Source organism: Hyphomicrobium sp. CS1GBMeth3 (assembly GCF_900117455.1).
Lineage (GTDB): Bacteria > Pseudomonadota > Alphaproteobacteria > Rhizobiales > Hyphomicrobiaceae > Hyphomicrobium_C.
The window spans coordinates 127842-145226 of the sequence record NZ_FPHO01000002.1 but is presented as its reverse complement, the minus strand read 5'-3'; the positions used below and the strand labels follow the sequence as shown (position 1 = coordinate 145226).

General features: G+C 62.8%; 18 protein-coding genes and 1 tRNA gene. 10 read left to right on the top strand and 9 right to left on the bottom strand.

Translation table 11 applies throughout. From position 1 onward, the window contains the following. Positions 1–25: 25 nt before the first annotated feature. Entirely contained in the window at positions 26–742 is a 717-nt protein-coding gene (locus CS1GBM3_RS00790; RefSeq protein WP_083566928.1) for a class I SAM-dependent methyltransferase, read from the top strand. 117 nt (positions 743–859) lie between these two features. Next, a tRNA-Met gene (locus CS1GBM3_RS00785) sits at positions 860–936 on the top strand. 36 nt (positions 937–972) lie between these two features. On the opposite strand, the gene CS1GBM3_RS00780 is transcribed toward CS1GBM3_RS00785, so the two are convergent. After that, positions 973–1788, bottom strand: coding sequence for a sulfite exporter TauE/SafE family protein (locus CS1GBM3_RS00780; RefSeq protein ID WP_244534512.1), 816 nt, complete (start codon positions 1786–1788; stop codon positions 973–975). A gap of 416 nt (positions 1789–2204) precedes the next feature. Between CS1GBM3_RS00780 and CS1GBM3_RS00775 the strand changes: the two genes are divergently transcribed. Then, on the top strand, positions 2205–3131 hold the full coding sequence (locus tag CS1GBM3_RS00775; protein WP_072390059.1) for an FkbM family methyltransferase: 927 nt from the start codon (positions 2205–2207) through the stop codon (positions 3129–3131). Positions 3132–3259: 128 nt separating this feature from the next. Here the strand turns inward: CS1GBM3_RS00775 and CS1GBM3_RS00770 are convergent, their stop codons facing one another. Continuing rightward, complete coding sequence (locus CS1GBM3_RS00770; protein WP_072390056.1) at positions 3260–3529, bottom strand: hypothetical protein; 270 nt, start codon at positions 3527–3529, stop codon at positions 3260–3262. A gap of 39 nt (positions 3530–3568) precedes the next feature. Then, positions 3569–3772 (bottom strand): hypothetical protein, encoded by a 204-nt coding sequence (locus CS1GBM3_RS00765; RefSeq protein WP_072390053.1) that lies wholly within the window; start codon positions 3770–3772, stop codon positions 3569–3571. 178 nt (positions 3773–3950) lie between these two features. Between CS1GBM3_RS00765 and CS1GBM3_RS00760 the strand changes: the two genes are divergently transcribed. Continuing rightward, on the top strand, positions 3951–4967 hold the full coding sequence (locus tag CS1GBM3_RS00760; protein ID WP_072390050.1) for a L,D-transpeptidase family protein: 1017 nt from the start codon (positions 3951–3953) through the stop codon (positions 4965–4967). Between the two features lie 4 nt (positions 4968–4971). On the opposite strand, the gene CS1GBM3_RS00755 is transcribed toward CS1GBM3_RS00760, so the two are convergent. Beyond that, complete coding sequence (locus tag CS1GBM3_RS00755) at positions 4972–5802, bottom strand: SDH family Clp fold serine proteinase (protein ID WP_072390047.1); 831 nt, start codon at positions 5800–5802, stop codon at positions 4972–4974. A 69-nt stretch (positions 5803–5871) separates the two neighbouring features. After that, positions 5872–6642, bottom strand: coding sequence for a hypothetical protein (locus CS1GBM3_RS00750; RefSeq protein ID WP_072390044.1), 771 nt, complete (start codon positions 6640–6642; stop codon positions 5872–5874). A gap of 398 nt (positions 6643–7040) precedes the next feature. Here CS1GBM3_RS00750 and CS1GBM3_RS00745 point away from each other — a divergent pair, with 398 nt between their 5' ends. From CS1GBM3_RS00745 to CS1GBM3_RS00730, 4 genes are read left to right on the top strand one after another with little or no spacing between them, the layout of a single operon-like run. Then, positions 7041–7994: an ABC transporter ATP-binding protein gene (locus CS1GBM3_RS00745; protein WP_244534511.1), complete on the top strand. Its 954-nt coding sequence runs from the start codon at positions 7041–7043 to the stop codon at positions 7992–7994. A gap of 18 nt (positions 7995–8012) precedes the next feature. Then, a complete protein-coding gene (locus tag CS1GBM3_RS00740; protein WP_083566927.1) occupies positions 8013–8759 on the top strand; it encodes an ABC transporter permease in 747 nt (248 codons plus the stop codon). Between the two features lie 11 nt (positions 8760–8770). Beyond that, complete coding sequence (locus CS1GBM3_RS00735) at positions 8771–10795, top strand: GldG family protein (RefSeq protein ID WP_072390041.1); 2025 nt, start codon at positions 8771–8773, stop codon at positions 10793–10795. An 18-nt stretch (positions 10796–10813) separates the two neighbouring features. Continuing rightward, entirely contained in the window at positions 10814–11938 is a 1125-nt protein-coding gene (locus CS1GBM3_RS00730; RefSeq protein ID WP_072390038.1) for a DUF4340 domain-containing protein, read from the top strand. Between the two features lie 14 nt (positions 11939–11952). On the opposite strand, the gene CS1GBM3_RS00725 is transcribed toward CS1GBM3_RS00730, so the two are convergent. Together CS1GBM3_RS00725 and CS1GBM3_RS00720 are read right to left on the bottom strand one after the other, a co-directional pair. Further along, positions 11953–12876, bottom strand: coding sequence for a LysR family transcriptional regulator (locus CS1GBM3_RS00725; RefSeq protein WP_072390035.1), 924 nt, complete (start codon positions 12874–12876; stop codon positions 11953–11955). Between the two features lie 20 nt (positions 12877–12896). Further along, positions 12897–13607 carry a type 1 glutamine amidotransferase gene (locus CS1GBM3_RS00720; protein WP_072390032.1) on the bottom strand — a complete coding sequence of 237 codons (711 nt, stop codon included), beginning with the start codon at positions 13605–13607 and terminating at the stop codon, positions 12897–12899. 309 nt (positions 13608–13916) lie between these two features. Between CS1GBM3_RS00720 and CS1GBM3_RS00715 the strand changes: the two genes are divergently transcribed. Together CS1GBM3_RS00715 and CS1GBM3_RS00710 are read left to right on the top strand one after the other, a co-directional pair. After that, on the top strand, positions 13917–15329 hold the full coding sequence (locus CS1GBM3_RS00715; protein WP_072390029.1) for an ammonium transporter: 1413 nt from the start codon (positions 13917–13919) through the stop codon (positions 15327–15329). Between the two features lie 89 nt (positions 15330–15418). Further along, on the top strand, positions 15419–15610 hold the full coding sequence (locus CS1GBM3_RS00710) for a hypothetical protein (RefSeq protein WP_072390026.1): 192 nt from the start codon (positions 15419–15421) through the stop codon (positions 15608–15610). A 130-nt stretch (positions 15611–15740) separates the two neighbouring features. Here CS1GBM3_RS00710 and CS1GBM3_RS00705 read toward each other — a convergent pair whose 3' ends face one another. Together CS1GBM3_RS00705 and CS1GBM3_RS00700 are read right to left on the bottom strand one after the other, a co-directional pair. Then, a complete protein-coding gene (locus CS1GBM3_RS00705) occupies positions 15741–16043 on the bottom strand; it encodes a MoaD/ThiS family protein (RefSeq protein ID WP_072393383.1) in 303 nt (100 codons plus the stop codon). A gap of 40 nt (positions 16044–16083) precedes the next feature. After that, the gene (locus tag CS1GBM3_RS00700) at positions 16084–17163 is read right to left on the bottom strand and encodes a WD40/YVTN/BNR-like repeat-containing protein (RefSeq protein WP_072390023.1); all 1080 of its coding nucleotides are present in this window, start codon (positions 17161–17163) and stop codon (positions 16084–16086) included. Positions 17164–17385: the final 222 nt, after the last annotated feature.

Below are 17385 nucleotides of genomic sequence, written 5' to 3'. Positions count from 1 at the left end.
AAGCGTGCAACCTACGAGACCTCAAATGAAACCCCGCTTGCGCGTCGAGGATCTTGAGCGCTCGAACGGCCGCATCGTCGGCATCGGGCGCATCGAGGAGGATGTCGTCAAGACCGCCTACCGCCGCTGGGCACCGATCTACGATCACACCTTCGGCCGCGTCTCGACCGAGGGCCGCAAGCATGCGGCCGAAGTCATCAATTCCAGCCTCGAGCACGGCCGCGTTCTGGAGGTCGGCGTCGGCACCGGGCTGGCGCTTGGCGACTACGGCAATCACCTCGAAATCGTCGGCATCGACCTCTCGCCCGAGATGCTCGAAAAAGCCCACGAGCGTGTCGTCAAGGAAAAGCTCGACCACGTCAAAGGCCTGCATGAGATGGACGCCGGGGACCTGACCTTCCCGGACAACTCCTTCGACATCGTGACAGCGATGTTCGTCATGACGGTCGTGCCGGACCCCGAGCGCGTGATGCGCGAGTTGGCGCGCGTCACCAAACCCGGCGGTGAAGTTCTGCTGGTCAACCACTTCAGCCAGACCGAGGGCGTGCGCGGCTGGGTCGAGCGGCGCATGGCGCCGTTTGCAGAGATCATCGGCTGGCGCTCGGTGTTCGACCAGTCGCGCGTCATGGTCTGCGACAACCTCGTGCTCTCCGAGCGCAAGGCGCTGCGCCCGTGGGGCATCTTCACCATGATGCGCTTCCAGAAGATCGCCGAGGACGAAAGGCCGATTGCAGCCGAGTAGCCGCAGCGACGAGCACCACGCTTGACGCGCTCTCAACCGATTCCTATAGACGTGATCTCTTTGCTTCGGGCCTGCCGGCCCGGGGCCCAATGCCCCTCTCACGAGGTACGACTTTTCGGCGGGATAGCTCAGGTGGTTAGAGCGAAGGTCTCATAATCCTTAGGTCGGCGGTTCGAGTCCGCCTCCCGCTACCAGTCCTAATAACTTGAAATATATAGATATTTCCGACTTCAACCGCCGACTTTTTGATAGCATTTTTTGTCCTCGCGGTTTTCGTGCACCCAAGCCTTTGCGGCGGAGATCAGCAGCAGCAGAACCAATAACGGGATAAGGATCGCAGACGGGACGATCCCGAGAAGCTGGCCCCCAACAAAACTACCGACTATTGATCCAGCAGCCATCGCCACGACGAAGCCAGATTGCTGCCTCAACACCTCGAAACTGCGGTCCCTGCTATAGCGGGCGAACCCTACGATCATCGTAGGAAGACTGACAGCAAGCGACAGGCTCCCTGCCAACTTAACGTCGACGCCGAAAAGCAAGATCAGTGTCGGGATCAGTAGCTCGCCACCGGCCACGCCAAGCAACGCTGCCACCACGCCGATCCAAAACCCTGCGAGAACGCCTGCTGCAATCTGAACTGAGCCGGTGACAACCGCGCCCGGTGACGAAGGGTCGTGTCCCAAAAACAAAACCACTGCGATGACAACGAGGATGATTGCGATCGTGCGTTGGAGTGCTTGCGCAGAAAGACGCATTGCCCAGCCGGCGCCAACCCAAGCGCCGATCAGGCTGCCGCTGAGGAGATTGGCAATTGTGAACCAGTGAGAAGCTAACTCTCCGAAGGGAACGGTGTTCGCCCGGAAGGGCAAAGCGGAGCTGACCACGATCAGACTCATCGCCTTGTTGATGATGACGGCTTGAAGCGGCAGAAAATCAAACCACGCGATCAATAGTGGAAGTCGGAATTCCGCCCCACCCAGACCGATCAGACCGCCGAGCACACCAACGGCTAATCCGGCAATGAAGGCTGCTATCAGACGCAAGGTCCACCCATGACAAGAATGCCTCATACTTCCCTGCCGCTCGGGAACGAGGGCAGGATCGAAGTTGGGTCAGAATGTAAGACAAACCCGACGGGTTACTGTAGATGCTTCAAAGTCACTCGTGGACGATTTTCTCCAGCAATATCAATACGCCTTCTGAGGAAAGACGCCCTCCCGCTACCAAATTTCACACACATCGTCGCGCTTCAGTCGCTCGTCGTTGCAGCGGACGTCACCCACTTGGCCATGACGATCCTGACCACCCCTACGCTCGCCGATCTGCGGCGGCGCGGAAGATGTACGCTCAGCACTCGACGCAACTTTAAGTTGCAGATAAGATAATCAGACACGCAAGGGGGACATCCTTACTGCCCCAGCGGTCACCCATTTTTTTTGTTCACACTCAAAGAACTTTAATGAACGCATTTGGCTTCTACGCGCTTAGCCGCCCCGAAAAATTGGGCATTTTGCTAGCCAGAAATACGTTTGCCGGCCGGGGAAGCATCCGCCCCCTCATCGAAGCGCTTTTTCTTCCGAAACGCGATACCCCGCGGGATTGCGAGATCTGGGGCGGGCAGGCAAAGCTGCGATTACCACCTAAGTCCAGCCTAAAATACATCCTGGCGGACGAGCGCTACAACAAAGCTGAGCTTGAATTCCTCAAGCTCGAAATCCGCCCTCGCGATGTGTTCATAGACATCGGCGCAAACATCGGATTCTACACTTTGTGGGTTGGGACGCTGCGCAGTCCCGACGTTCGTATCATCTCTGTGGAACCCAACCCATCTGTGTATTCGGCCCTATGTGAGAACATAGATCTGAACGGCCTTGCGAATGTTGTCACAGTTCAAGCGGCCATCGGAGAACGAGATGGTGAGACGTCTTTCGGTGTCATACCGGACGGCCCCGGCGTGGGCTCCATACTCGAAAAGAACGGCGAACAGATAACCGTTAAAATGCGGACTCTAGCCAACATCCTTTCAGATCATGGCGCGGAGAGATGTGACATCCTGAAGATTGATGTCGAGGGATACGAGCATCACGCTCTGATGCCTTATCTGACCACAACGCCTACGAGGAACTGGCCTCGCGCCCTTATCATAGAGCAGAACGGCAAATCGAAGAGTTGGCCGACTGATCTCATTGGGTTCATCGTGTCCAGCGGCTACGCAGTTACGCTGCGAACAAACGGCAATGTAATTTTGTCGAAGAACCCCGAACCACATCCGACGAATGAGCGCATGATGCCGGGTGTCTACGAAAGACCCTCTCGAGACGCAGCGCTGAACCGCACGCTCCTCGTGCCAAACCAAGGCGAGCACGATTCAAAATTTCCTCACTGATCCGGAACCTAACGCCAGGCCCGCGCATTGTGGGCCCGATGCGTCGTGAACGGCGCTCGCGTTTAAGGGGCACCCGCCGAAATCGGTGGGTGCCCCGTTGGTTATATGGAGCCCCACCGGATCCTTGATCAGCCCACGACCTTGGGATCCTCGTTGTCGTGCGCGTGCGCCACGGCGCGCAGGAACTTCTCGCTCACCTGGTCGCGATCGAGCAGCACCTTCTGGTCATGCACGGACGTCACTGCCTTCAGTGGCACCAGGAACTCCCCAAAGTTCTCGACATAGACGCTGATCGACTCCGATCCGATATCGTGCACGGAGCCAATTCCCTCCTGGCCTTCCGCAAGGAACACCATGAAGTCGCGCTGAATCTCGTGGCGGACCAATTCTTCGCGCATGTCACTGCCTCCTTAAGCGTTCGGCCGCGAAGTCCCCGTCTATGGAACCGTTTGCGGCGAAGACTGCGAGTTCGGTGGCGGCGAGGCCGGAACGTTGTTGGCCTGCTGCGTTTCAGTAGGACCCAGCAACGTCACCAGCAGGGCCAGCACGATGACCAGGCCGACGATGAACAAGCCGACGGCGCCGAAGCCCTTGCTCGGCTGGCCGCCGCGCGACTCTTCGGGCGTAGGATCAAAGGTCATTGGGACGTCCTCCTTGTTATTCCAAAGAAAACGCCGCCCCCGCTCGCCTGGTTCCGCGCCCGGGCTCGCTATCCCCTCAGTCTGCCCCAATATCACCGCGACGATGTTTATGATGCCGATACCGCCTGCATATTCGGCAAACCTATCTTAAGCTGTGCCACGCGAGAGAAGGGAAACCATGGCAACCTTGCGGGATCTGCTGACCATGACCCTGGTGTTGGCTGCGGCCATCGCCGGATGGTCGCTGTCGGCCACCGCGCAGCAGGCGGATTTGACCGAGGCCCAGCGCCAGGACCGCTGGCGCGCGGCGAAAAACGGCCGCCTGAGCCTGCCACTGCCCGGCACACCGGACACGTCGATTCTGCCCGCGCGTCTTGCCGCCGCGGGTATAGACGGCGGCGCTCCGCTCTTGATCCGTATCTTCAAAGCGGATTCGCAGCTCGAAGTTTGGGCCAAACGGCGCGGAACCTACGTCCTCTTCGAGACCTATCCCATCTGTTACTGGTCCGGCACGATCGGCCCGAAACTGCGGGAGGGCGACCGCCAGGCGCCGGAGGGCTTCTACAGCATCACCATGCGCCACCTGCACCATGGCGGACGCTGGCGCCGCTCGCTCAACGTCGGCTATCCGAACCCGTTCGATCGCATCAACGGACGCACAGGATCGGCGATCCTCGTCCACGGCGGTTGCGATTCATCCGGCTGCTTCGCCATGACGGATCCCGTCAACGCCGAGCTCTACGACCTCGTCTCCGCCACACTGGAGGCCGGCGCCGCCCACGTCCCCGTACACGTATTCCCGTTCCGCATGACGGACGAGAAAATGGCTGCGGCACCCACAGGCCGGTGGACGGATTTTTGGCGCGACCTCAAGCGAGGCTACGACTCCTTCGAACGATCCCGATTGCCACCGCACATCTCGGTTTGCGGCCGCCGCTATCGCACGCGCGACGCCACGATGTTCGAGCGCGAGGCCGAGCCCATCGCCATGTGCCCGGAGGATCGCCATCTGCTGCCGGAAGTCCCCGAGTTCGAGCAGGCAGTTGCGACGACCTCGGGTGCGTCGCGGTCGAAGCCACGTCCGCCGTGCGATCTGTCGCGTCCAAGCTGCCGCAAGTGGGTCGCGCTACGTGATCGCCGCACGGCGAACCGCACCGTCGCGGGCGGCATCAGCAAGCGCTCGCAGGTGCGCTGAGCGCTCACGTACGCGGACGCCGTTGCGGGATGTTGAGCGGCAGGAACTCGACGCCCGACTGCTGAACCGGCTGCGGATAGAGCTTCATCAAGTCCATGACCTCGAGCGGCATACCGACCTTGACCGGCAAACCGAGCGACTTAGCCTCGGTCGCCGTCAGCGCATAGTCGTGCGTCCAATGCCCGCCCGCGAGCTTGTCGGCGATTGCCTCCGCCGCCGCCTGATCGAGCCGCGGCGTCAAAAGCTCGACCGCACCCTGCTTGACTTGAGCCAGGGCTTTCTCGCTGACATCCGCGAGCACCAGCGTTAGATCCCACACCTCCGACACCGGCTTCGAATCGCGCGCCTTGACCAGGCTCGCCGCCGGCAAACCCAGGATTTGCGGATCGATCGGCCCCAACACCGAAAACTCACCGAGCACGATCTCGTCGGCCGCAAGCGCAATCAGCGTGCCGCCCGACATCGCATACACCGGCACGTAAACGGTGACCTTCGCCGGATGCGCCTCCACCGCACGCGCAATCTGCATCGCCGCCAGCACGAGCCCGCCGGGCGTATGCAGGATGAGATCGATCGGCACGTGATCAGGCGTTTCCTTGATCGCCGCGATGATCGTCTGCGCGTCCTCGAGGTCTATATGACGCGCGATCGAGAAGCCGAACAGCCGGCGCTGCTCCTGCCGGTGGATCATCGTGATGACGCGCGTCCCGTGCGCCTTGTCGATGGCACCGATGGCTTGCGCGCGCCGCACGGCGAACCAGCGCCCCATGAGCAGCGGTTGCAGCACCATGGCGATGATCGCGAGCCAGATGAGCAACGTGAAGTCAAACGACATGCGGCACCTCGGAACGTGGGTCGCCCTCTACGGGCCCCTCGGCCGAGTGTAGCGGCCGCTGCCTTCGCCTTAAAGCGAGACCTTCCGCACGCCCGCTTCGTCCAGCGCGGCGAGCCTGCGCCTCAGCATCACGACATAGAACAGCATGTAGAGATACTGGAACGTCTCGACGACCTCGCTCGGCCGCGTGAACAGGGCCTCGCTCGTGAAGCTGCTCTTGCCGAGATCATCGACCAGCTTGAACGTGATCGCGATCGCCGCTGCGGGCGCAATGGCGAGCGACGGCGTCAGAAGTGCAAGCAGCGGCCTACGAAACGGCCCGGTCCAGAGCTGGACTATCGGCACCAGAAGCCCGCCACCAAACATCGCGGCGTCGAAGAGAAGTTTGGGCCGCTGATTGAACCAGGGAGACAGGTTGTGCAGGTTCGTTTCCTGCTGCCGGTTGATCTCGGCCCAGTACGCGGGCGTGTTCCAATTAAAGAAGTGCTGCCCCCAGCTGTGCTCCTCGCCGGCGATATAGAAAGCCGCCAAGCCGAAGAACACCAGCGCCAACCAGAGCAGACGGCTGTCCTTCACCACTTGATAGCCGAGAGCCTGGAAGCAGAGCACCGACGCCGAAGCGGCAAGAAAGAACTGCGTGAGCTCGAGGAAGCCATAGCCCTCGGGCAGCACGTAGGCCTGATAAAATTCGAGTGAGACGGCGTGAATAATCAGGACGCCGGCGATGATCGCAAACGGAATGCCTGCACACCACCAAGCATCGGAACGGACAGGCCACCACGCGCTCGCCGTTACGGCATCGAGCGGACGCGGTAGGCTCTGGACGGAGGAACCGGCCATAGCAATATCCCTCGGGCTGCGTATCGTCAGTCCAGACATGACAAATTTATGACGCACAAACAAGCGCGCGCCGAGCCTTTTCCCCTCCCTGCGCTCCCTGCGCAACGCATTCGCAGGATAGATCCGAAAGACGCGTCAACCACGGGCCGCCTAGGGGCTCATCCGTACGAATATGAAACTTTCTTAAGGTCAGCGTTTTCAGTACTTTCCCCTCTTGAATCACACAGACATCGAATTATTTTCGCGCACGGATAATCGCACCGCGCGCACCGTCGGACTCTGGCGCCCGCCCCATGCGGCGCCGCCGGCAACACGCCACGACAGCGGACTTCGGATATCCGGCGTCCGCCAATAGACGACGACGGCACATCGATGTCGGCGCGGGAGGGGAGACTTGAATGATGTCAGCGCTCATTGAGGCAAAGGACCTGCACAAAACGTTCGGCGCCATAACGGCCGTCGACGGGATTTCGCTTTCCGTCCGCAAGGGCGAGGTGCTCGGATTCCTCGGTCCGAACGGCGCCGGCAAATCCACCACCATGAAGATGATCACGGGCTTCCTCGAACCCGATGCGGGGTCGGCAACCGTCTGCGGCGCCGACGTTCAGACGAACCCCAAGGCCGCCAAGGCCAAGCTTGGCTATCTGCCCGAAGGGGCCCCAGCTTACGGCGACATGACACCGGGCGCGTTTCTCTCTTTCATCGCCGAGATACGCGGCTACGAGAAAAGCGACATCAAGGCCCGCGTCTCGGCCGCCATTTCACGAGCCGGCCTCGGCTCGGTGATCGACCAGCGCATCGAGACGCTGTCCAAGGGCTACAAGCGCCGCGTCGGCCTCGCACAGGCCATCCTGCACGATCCGGCCGTGCTGATCATGGACGAGCCCACCGACGGTCTCGATCCCAACCAGAAGCATCACGTGCGCGAGCTCATCCGCGAGATGGCCTCCACCAAGGCGATCATCGTCTCGACCCACATCCTTGAGGAGGTGGAAGCCGTCTGCACGCGCGCCGTGATCATCAACCGCGGCCGCATCGTCGCCGACGGCACGGCGGAGGATCTCTTACGCCGCGCCCGCAATCATGGCTCCATCTCGATCCGTGTACCGGAAGCGGACGCCGCCCGCGTCTCTGCGGCCCTCGGCACGCTCGCGGAGATAGCCGGCGTCGAGACGGCCGACAAAGCCAATGGGCACGTTCGCCTGCGCGCGCTGCCGAAGGATGCGCCCGCCGCTGCCAAGGCCGTCGGCGAGCTGTTGCGCCGCGAGAGCCTGCCGGTCGAGGAGATCTATGTCGAACGCGGCAAGCTCGACGACGTCTTCCGCGAGATCACCATGTCGGCCCAGGCTTGAGGATGTGAGACAGGACCCATGCGCGACACGCTGAAAACCGCCTACATCATCGCCAAGCGCGAGTTCGCCGCCTATTTCGCGACGCCCCTCGCCGCCGTGTTCCTTACCATATTCGTCGCCGCCACCGGCGCCTTCGCCTTCTACATCGGCGGCTTCTTCCAGCGCGGACAGGCAAATCTCGATTCCTTCTTCGCCTATCATCCGTGGCTCTACCTGCTGCTCGTTCCAGCCGTCGCCATGCGGCTCTGGGCCGAGGAGCGCAAGAGCGGCACCATCGAGTTGCTGATGACGCTGCCCGTTTCGCCGACGGAAGCCATCCTCGGCAAGTTCGCCGCCGCCTGGGCCTTCATCGGCCTCGCGCTGATCTTGACGGTCCCGATCTGGATCACGGTCAACGTGCTCGGCGATCCCGACAATGGCGTCATCGTCACGAGCTATCTCGCGAGCTTCCTGCTCGCCGGCGCGTTCTTGGCCATCGGCGCCTTCATCTCGGCCCTGACCAAGAACCAGGTCATCGCCTTCATTCTCTCGGCGACGGTCTGCTTCCTGCTCGTGACCAGCGGCATGGAGCTGGTGCAGAACACGCTGCGCGTCTGGGCACCCTCCTTCGTGGCCGACGCCATAGCCAGCCTGAGCTTCCTCAATCACTACGAGCAGATCACGCGCGGTGTGGTCGGGCTCGATTCCATCATCTTCTTCGTCTCGCTGATCGCCTTCGCGCTGTTCGCCAACGCGATTGCCGTCAGCCAGAAGAAATCCGCCTGAGGTCCGCGCCGATGACTGACACCAACACAGAGAACACGCCTCCTGAGCGCTCCCGCCTCGCCTCGACCTTCGCCGGTCTTGTCGACTACGCCTCGCGGCTGTCGCCGGCACGCCTCGCCTGGGGCGGCCTCGCACTCGCGGCCATGACCCTGCTGTCCATCAACCTCATCGCCTCCGAGACGCTGAGCAACTGGAAAGCCGACCTCACCGAGGACAAGCTCTACACGATCTCGCCAGGCTCGGTGACGGTGCTGAAGTCAATCGACGAGCCAATCAAGGCCCGCCTCTACTTCTCGAAGAAGCTCGGCGAGATCGCCCCGTCCTACCAGCGCTACTTCGACCGCATCCGCACCATGCTCGAGGACTTCCAGCGCATCTCCGGCGGCAAGCTCGAGCTGGAGATCCTCGACCCCGAGCCGTTCTCCGACGCCGAGGACCAGGCCGTCGCCTCGGGGCTCAGCGGCCGTCGTCTCAACGCCGAAGGCGAGATGGGCTACTTCGGGCTCTTCGCTCAGAACTCCACCGACAACAGCGAGGTGATCGGCTTCTTCTCGCCGGACCGCGAGAACTTCGTCGAGTACGACATCACCAAGCTCGTCCACACGCTGTCGAACCCGAAGAAGCGCATCGTCGGCCTCATGACCTCGTTGCCCCTCGACGGCGGGCAGAACCCGATGACGCAGCAGCAGACTCCGCCGTGGCTGATCATGAACCAGATCCGCGAGTTCTTCGACATCGAGACCATCGACCAGACGGTGAAGGAGATCCCGTCCCGCATCGACGTGCTGCTCGTCGCCCAGCCGACGCAGCTCACGCCTGAAGCTGCCTACGCCATCGACCAGTACGCTCTGAAGGGCGGCAAGCTCCTCGTCCTGATCGACCCGATGTCCGAAAGCGCCCAGTTCGAGCTGATGGCCAAACAGGGAGAAGGCCGAGCAGAGCTCGCCAAGCTTCTGAAGTCCTGGGGCCTCGACTTCGATGCCAAGAAAACCGCGGCCGACATCCGCTACGCGCGTCGCGTGCAGTTCGGTCGTGGTGACCAGGGCATGGTGACGGAATTCGTCGCCTGGCTCGCGCTCGATAAGTCGGCCGTCGACCAGCGCGACGTGCTCTCGAGCGGCATCGACAGCTTGAACCTCGCCTCCGCCGGCGTCCTGACGCCCGAGGCCGGCGCCAAGACGACGGTGACGCCGATCATCACCACCTCAAACGAGGCCATGGAGGTCGACACGAGCCAGGTCGGCATGACGGCCGACCCCGTCGCGCTGCTGCGCACCTACAAACCGGGTGGCAAGCCCCTGCTGCTCGCCGCTCGCATCTCGGGCGATGTCGAGACGACCTTCCCCAACGGCGTCGCTCCAGCAGACGACAGCAAGCCCGAGGAGAAGAAGTACGACGCCAACGCGGTCACGGATGGCAAGAAAGAAGAAGCCAAGCCCGCCGCATCGCCTAAGCTTGCGCCCGGACACGTCGCATCCGGCCGCGTCAACGCCATCGTCATTGCTGATACCGACATCCTCGCCGATCGCTTCTGGGTTCAGAGCCAGCAGATGATGGGCCAGGAATTCGTGATACCGACGGCCAGCAACGCGTCCTTCATCGTGGGTGCGCTCGAGAACCTCTCGGGCAGCGACGCGCTGATCGCACTGCGCGGCCGCGGCATCAAGGAGCGCACCTTCACTCTCGTCGAGGACCTGCGCCGCGACGCCGAGCGCCAGTTCCGCGAGAAGGAGGAGGCGCTGACCGCCAAGCTGAAGTCTGTCGAGCAGGAGCTCGAAAAGCTGCAAAACGCAGGCGCAAGCGGCGGCAACGTCGTCGTCTCGGATCAGGAGCGTGCCGCCATTGAAGGCTTCACGCGTCAGATGATCGAAACCCGCCGTGAGCTGCGCCAGGTCAAACTCGCGCTGAGCCAGAGCATCGATAGCCTCGACGGCTGGCTGAAGTTCGCCAACATCGCGCTTGTACCGCTTCTGATCGCGGCCGGCGGCGTCGGCTGGACGCTCTGGCGCTCGCGCCGCGCACCGCGGAACTCGTGACGAGCTGGAGATGACCCGATGACCCCGAAGCAGTTCGCCACACTGGCAACCGTTGCCGCCGCATCGCTCGCGGCCGCCGTCGTCGTCCACGCCATGCGCAGCCCGTGGACGGCTGAGACGTCAAACGCCGGCAAGCTCCTGCCGGGCCTGGCCTCCGAGGCCGCAAACGTCGCGCGCATCGCCGTCACCCAGGGCGGCACGAGCGTGGCGCTCAAGAAAGAGGGCGACGCGTGGAAAGTCGAGAGCCAAAACGGTTATCCGGCCAGCGCCGAGAAGGTGCGCGCACTCCTGATTTCCCTGACTGAAGCTTCGTTGCTCGAGCCCAAGACGCGCCTCGCCGAGCGCTACACGCTGCTGGAAGTAGACGACCCCGCCGGCAAGACATCGAACGCCCGCCTGATCAAGCTCGAGGACGCGGGCGGCAAGACGATCGCCGAGGTGATCGCCGGCAAGCAGCGTCCCGGCAATGTCACGAGCACCGGCGCAGCCGCCGCCGCGGCCACCTACGTGCGCCGCCCCGGCGAGGAGCAGAGCTGGCTCGCAAGCACGAGCATTCAAGGCGGAGCCGCGCTCAAGGATTGGGTGAACCCTCGGGCCTTCGAGACCCAGACCGAGAAGATTGCGAGCCTGACCGTCGCCGTCGAGGGTGAGCCGCCCTACAAGCTTAAGCGCGTCGACGGCGGCAGCCACGAGCTGGAGAGCATCCCGGCCGGCAAGAAGATCAAGTACGTCAACCTGGTCGACAACATCGTCGAGGCCGCCTCGTTCCTGGATTTCGAGCGCGTGCGCAAAGCAACCGGCAGCACCGGCGGCAAGGCCGGCACAGTGACGTTCGAGACCGACGACAAGCTCAAGATCGCGCTCAACGTGCGCCGCGACAAGGACGCCGTCTGGATCATGGTCGAGCCGTCCGGCGAAGGCGACGCAAAGAAAGTCGCAGACGACATCCGCGCCCGCACCGACGGCTGGGAGTTCGAGGTCATCCCCTCGAAGGCCGACACCATGCTCAAGAAGCAGGCCGATCTGCTTGAGGACATCGCGGCCGAAACGCAGGATGGGCCACAGGCAGCCCCCGGTCCCGGCATGCCACCTGGAATGCCTCCGATACCAGGCATGCCCGGCAGCCCGCCCGCAACGCCTTAGACCGAAGCCAGAGACTAAGACGCGGCCTTGACCGCGTCGAAGCGCTCCCACGCCGGTCGCCCGAACCGCTCCACGAGGAAGTCGATGAAGACGCGCGACTTCGCGGCCAAGAAGCGGTTCGGCGCGTAGAGCGCGTGGATCGTCAAATCCTGCGCCGGATACTTTTCAAGGACCGAAACCAGCCGCCCGGCCGCGATATCTGCACCCACAATGAAGCTCGGCAGCCGCGCGATGCCAATACCTTTAAGCGCCGCATCGCGCAGCGTATCGCCGTTGTTGGAGCAGAGACACGCCGCGATCGGCACCGAGAACGGCGCGCCGTCCTCCGTAAGCTGCCAGCGTGGCACGGTCGTCGAGTGTCCATAGTGCAGGCACTTGTGCGTGGCAAGGTCGGCCGGCACCTCGGGCGCGCCGTGCCGGGCGATATACTCCGGGCCCGCCACCAAGAGCACACGCGCCGTGGAGATGCGCCGCGCGATCAGGCTCGAATCCACCATCGCCCCGATGCGCACCGTCACGTCGACGCCCTCCTCGAGCGGGTCGATCATGCGATCCGTCAGGATCAGCTCCACCCTGAGCTCGCGGTAGCGGTCCATGAAATCCGCCACGGCCTGACCGAGATAGAGCGTACCGAATGACATCGGCGCATTCACCTTGAGTAGACCCTTGGGCTCGTCGTGCAGGCGCGAAATCTGCGCTTCCGTCTCGGCGATCTGCGCCAGGATCGCGAGGCAGCGCTCGTAGTAAGCAAGCCCGGCTTCCGTCGGCGTGACGCGCCGCGTCGTCCGGTCCAGAAGCCGCGCGCCGAGTTCCTGCTCGAGCTGCGTGATGGCCTTGCTGATCGCGCTGCGTGTGACGCCGAGCCGTCGCGCCGCCTCGGCGAAACTGCCCGTTGACACCACCTTTGTCAGCACGTTCATGGCCTCGAGCTTGTCCATCGCAGTCTCTGCTCGCTTCGCTAGATGAGCGCCTTGAAGTTCGTGTAAAGCGTTCGCGCAACGCTCGTGTAGGCTGGCAACCGATCAGCAACGTCCGTTGCGAGCCGGTCCACGCTTCCCGCGCCAAGCGTCGCCTCGAGCGCCTGCGCATACTCGGGGATCGCAGCCCAATCCGCGACCGTATTGCCCGTCGCCTCCACATGACATTGCAGCCCGTAGGCGCGCTCGCCGATGCGGAACGCCTGGAACTCGCAAACGTCGGAACGCGCAAGATGCACCGCGCCGTCGGGCAGCGCCTTGACCTCCGCACCATGCCACTGCAGCACCTCGAGCGGATCGGGAACGCCAGCGAGCACCGGATCGCGGCGCCCCTCCTCCGTGAGCGAGATCGTGAGCGCGCCGACCTCGGGCCGCGCGCCAGGCGCAACATGCCCACCCAGCGCGTCCGCCAAGAGCTGATGGCCGAGGCAGAGACCGAGATACGGACGCCCGAGCTCGGCGACGAACCGGCGGATCGCCGCCTTTTCCGGCGCGAGCCAGGGAAAGAGGTCCTCCTGCCAGACGTCCTGAGGACCACCCATCACCATCATCACGTCGAAGGCTTCGAGATCGGGGATCGGCTCACCCTGGTCGAGCTCGACCGTGTGCCACGCGACCCCATCCTCGCGCAGAAAATCGCGGAACACGCCCGGATGCTCGACACCCAAATGCTGCAAAACCAATACCTTCATCCCCGGAATGCTCTCCTGTTCAGCAGACGGTCAAATTGCCCATTTTACAGGCCGCACGCCTGCGATTTGCGCAGCAACGACCGATGTACTTTCCCCTCTGCCCCGTCGACCAAAGCGAACCAGGTTGGCGAAACGCGCGCTCCTGGCGTCGCTTAACTCCCAATAAACACTTTCAATACGCTGCCTTTCACCTCTGGCACAAGAGTTGCCTCTAGGGAAACGGCGTGGCGCGTCGGTGGCCGTTGGCTCCGACGTGGCACGGGGCTTGCGGGGCTGACGCTACGCAGCGAGTGGCAAGGGGAGATTTATATGACTGATCAAGCGACAGCGATGACCACGCTGTTCACAGAGTTCTACTTCTTCTTCTGCATCGTGTTGATGTTCTTCATCCACATCGGGTTCTGCATGTACGAGGTCGGCGTCGCCCGCACCAAGAACGTGCAGCACACGCTCCTCAAGAACGCGATGGCGATCCCGGTGGTCGGCCTCGCATTTTACCTTTTCGGCATGTGGATTTACATCGCCCTCCAGGCATGGCCGGTCGGCTCGAGTGAGGTGAGCTTCGCAACAGGTTTCGAGCCCTGGTCGCAAACGCTTGCACCGAACCTTGGCGATCGCATCTCGGGCGTCTTCATGGGAGCGTTCATGCTCTTCGCGATGACGGCCGCTTCGATCGTCTCGGGCTCCATCATCGAGCGGTCGAAGACGGCAGGATTCCTCATCATCGCGGTTTACGCAGGCGCCGTCGCCTGGGTCGTTCCGGCTGCGTGGGCCTGGGCCGGAAATGGCTGGATGGCCCAGTACATGGGCTATCATGACCAGTACTGCTCTGCGATCCTGCACAGCGTGTCAGGCTTCGTCGCACTCGGCGTTCTGATCAACCTCGGGCCGCGCATCGGCAAGTTCGGTCCCGACGGTGAGCCGCGCGAGATCCCGGCCCATAATCCCTGGATGGTCACCATCGGCCTGTTCCTGATCTATGTCGGCTTCTTCGGCTTTTATGCCGCCTGCCACATCCCGATCGTGAACATCGCCGGCGAGGGCCAGCCCGAGTATTGGACCGCTACCAATATCTACGGCTTCCCGATCACGCTATCGGGCGTCACTCTCAACTTCCTTCTGGCCCTGCTGGGCGGCATGATGACGGCCTACATGATCTCCGGCGGCAATGCCTTCTGGACGTTCTCGGGCGGTCTGACGGGCCTCATCAGCGCCAGCTCTGGTAACGACCTCTACCACCCCTTCATGGCTCTTTTGATCGCTGTCGCCGGCACCATCGTCGGCTACTTGCTGCACAACTGGGTTGAGAAGAAGTTCAAGTTGGATGACGCGGTCGGCGCTGTGGCGGTCCACGGCTACTGCGGCATCTTCGGTGGCGTCGTTGCCGGCTTCGTACTGTGGGGCTATCCGGCCATAAACCCGAGCGAAGGCACGCTGGTCGCCCTGTCCGAGGGTGCCGGTTGGTTCGGTGCCAACGCCGAGGGCATGCCGATCATCACGCCGATGGGCAACATCCTCGGCACGCTGATGTTCGCCATCGGCTTCGGCTTCATCCCGGGCTATGTGATCTCGGCGATCCTCAAGGGCTTCGGCCTTCTCCGGGTCGACCCGAAGGTTGAGCTCACCGGCCTCGACGGCGATCATTCGAAGTCGACATACCCGAACCTGTCCGGCGCTGAGGCTGCCTTCGAAGCAATGTCCCGCAAGGAAGCCAAAGCCTAAGTGACCACAACGCTCGTGAGCCGGGGCGCATAACCCCGGCTCATCAACATCCAGATCTTTTTCTGTCTTCTTTGAAAGGAGAGCACATCATGTCGACCGGCATCACATCTCTCAGCAAGCTCACCGAAGTGACGACCGTCTATCCTTTCGCTGGCCTTGAAGTGCCGCTTACGCTGGTTACGATCGGCTTTGTCGTTCTTTTCTTTGTTTGGCAGGTCGCCATGGAGGCTAAGCACCACAAGGCGATCATCGGCAGCTTCACGGCGAGCCCCGCCGAGTAAGGTTCGATCTCGCGGAAGATCGGAGCCTCAAACGAGCTTCCGCCAGCCGGAGCTGAGCACCCCCGGCTGGCGGAGCGTACCTCGAGGCCCCAGGACCATTCCGGCCTGGGGCCTCGAGTTGGCTTTGCGCCTACCCTCCTGAGATCGCTGTCAGCACATAGACCCTGATGCCATCTCTGAGGGGCGTATCGAGAGTGGCGCGACGCCCATCGACCACGATATTGATGTGTCGCCGTACCTGCGGCGTTGAATCGCAAAGCCGGTCGCGCATGCCCGGCCAGCGCGCATCGAGCGCGGCGATAGCATCCCCAACGGTGCGCGCATCGAGCCGCACCTCACGCTCCGCATCGGGAAACAGCGCCAGCAGCGCGCGCGGAAGCAGCACCGATACGTTGCCGGGCCCTCCTGCACTCTCGATCGCGCTCTCGCTCATGGTGATCCCTTCAACGCGAGGCATACCCAAAGCGTCTCCGTTACGCCTCTACGACCATCGTCTCCACCGACGAGATGGCCGGCAGGTGCTGCGCAAGGCAGGACCAGCTCTCTCCTTCGTCGGCACTGGCAAACAGCGCGCCGCCTCCGGTGCCGAAATAAACACCCGCAGGCTCCAGTCGATCCGTTGCCAGCGCCTGCCGGAGCACGCCGAAATAGGCATCCTTTTGCGGCAAACCGTTGCGCAGCGCCGTCCAGGACGCGCCGCCATCCCGCGTCCGCCAGACCGCCGCCTTGGCGTCCGGCATGAAGCGCCCCTGAATGTCTCCGTTGAGCGGCAACAGGTAAAGCGTGTCGGCGTCGCGCGGATGCACGGCCGCCGGAAAGCCGAACGACGACGGCAAACCCGCCTCGATGCTTATCCACTCACGGCCACCGTCGTCGCTGCGGTACATGCCGCAATGGTTCTGTTGATAGAGACGCTCGGAGCTGCCCTGCGCCAGAACGATATTGTGCACGCATTGACCGAACTCGGGGTAGCGCTGGTCCTCCGGATTGAAATCGGCGCGCGTGCCGCGGTTGCGCGGCTCCCAAGTCTCGCCACCGTCGTCCGTGTGAAACACCCCGGCCGACGAGATGCCGACCCAGATCCGCTTGGTGTCATCGGGATGCGACACGATGCTGTGCAGGATGAGACCGCCGCCGCCCGGCTGCCAATGCTCGCACGAAGGGTGCGCCCTGAGCCCCGCCACGTGAGACCACGTCTCGCCGCCATCGGTGCTTTTGAACAGCCCGGCGGGCTCGACGCCCGCGTAAAGACCATTCGCCGTCGCGGCAAGACTCCAGGCGTTCGTGACCGGATCCTTACCCTCGCCATAGCTGAGCCCCGCGCTCGAATGCGTCCAGGTCTCGCCGTGGTCGGTTGATTTCCAGACCGCCGGCCCGAACCAGGCGTTCCCGCCCGCGGCGTAGATCGCCCCCGTCGCAGGATCCGCAATCGCATGCTGGATGGGCCAGGTTTCGCAGAACGGCCCTTTGATCTCCAAACCGCGCCGCGCCGCGTCGCTCTCGACGATGAAAAGGCCCTTCTTTGTGCCGACGAGCAAAAGAACTTTCGTCATGGGGTCCTCCCTTGATCCAGTCATTTATGATTGGGCTGGCCCGCCCCGGGCCCCCTCCACTTGGCTCTGAGAGCGGCGAGCCCCACCTCGAAGTCCGCGCCGATCAAGCGGTCATACAGACGAACAGATGAGCGACCTTCGCGATAGCGCCTTCCACATGATGACCTCCAGCATTTGCGCGACAGCTGAACGAAGGACGTGCGAGAAAGACCGAAGCCGACA